The 1237-nt window shown below is 63.1% G+C and carries 1 protein-coding gene; it reads left to right on the forward strand.

Annotated elements, in window-relative coordinates; genetic code table 11:
• On the forward strand, positions 1-1216 hold a 1216-nt coding region (locus JV551A3_RS01670; RefSeq protein ID WP_133978233.1), incomplete at its 5' end, for an NAD(P)/FAD-dependent oxidoreductase.
• Positions 1217-1237: the final 21 nt, after the last annotated feature.

Raw genomic sequence — 1237 nt, forward strand, 5'->3', positions numbered from 1 at the left:
TGCCGGCGCCGCCGGAATCGCCACTGCTTCCAGCCTGATCAGCCGTGACCCGTCGCTGGATGTGACCTTGATCGACCCCGCCGAAGTGCATTACTACCAGCCCGGCTGGACCATGGTCGGTGCCGGAGTGTTCAAGGCGCCAAGCACTGCTCGCACCATGGCCTCGACCATTCCGCGCAGCGTGCGCTGGATAAAGGCACGCGTGCAGGGGTTCGACCCGTTGGGCCAACTGGTCCTCCTCGAAGGCGGCCGCGCCATCAGTTATGAACAGTTGGTGGTCTGCCCCGGCCTCAAACTGGATTGGGCGGCCATTGATGGCCTCAGTGAGACCTTGGGCCGCAATGGCGTCACCTCCAACTACCGCTACGACCTGGCGCCCTACACCTGGGAACTGGTGCAGAAGCTCAAGCAAGGCCGAGCCCTATTTTGCCAGCCGCCCATGCCGATCAAGTGCGCAGGCGCGCCGCAGAAGGCGCTGTATCTGTCTTGCGACCACTGGCTGCGGCACGGTCACCTGGGGGCTGTTAAAGCCAGCTTCTTCAATGCCGGCGCAGTGTTGTTCGGAGTGGCGGACTACGTGCCCGCACTGATGAAGTACATCGACAAGTACTCCGTGGACCTGAATTTTTCCCACCGCCTGGTTGCCGTGGACGGCCCGAACAAGCGCGCCACCTTCGTGCGTACCTTGGCCGATGGCAGCAGCGAAACCCGTATCGAAGCCTTCGACATGCTGCACGTGGTACCGCCGCAGGTGGCACCGGACTTCATTCGTGAAAGCCCATTGGCCGACAGCGCCGGCTGGGTCGATGTCGACCCGCACACCCTGCGCCATCGCCACTTCACCAATGTCCATGCGCTGGGGGACGTGACCAACACCAGCAATGCCAAGACCGCTGCCGCCGCACGCAAGCAAGCTCCGGTCGTGGCCAACAACGTGCTGGTGGCCCTGGGCAGATTGCCTACCCTGGCCCAGTACGATGGTTATGGCTCGTGCCCGCTCACCGTCGAGCGCGGCAAGATCGTCCTGGCCGAGTTCACCTATGGCGGCAAGCTGGCACCGAGCTTCCCCAACTGGTTACTGGATGGCCGCAAACCGACACGTCTGGCCTGGTTGCTCAAGGCACAGGTGCTGCCACCCTTGTACTGGAAAGGCATGCTCAAGGGCCGCGAGTGGCTGGCACGGCCACAGCCGTTGGTAGCCGAGGGTAGGCAGTGATCGAACATCAAATACTGGGAG

It is taken from the genome of Pseudomonas inefficax (assembly GCF_900277125.1).
In the GTDB taxonomy this organism is placed as follows: domain Bacteria; phylum Pseudomonadota; class Gammaproteobacteria; order Pseudomonadales; family Pseudomonadaceae; genus Aquipseudomonas; species Aquipseudomonas inefficax.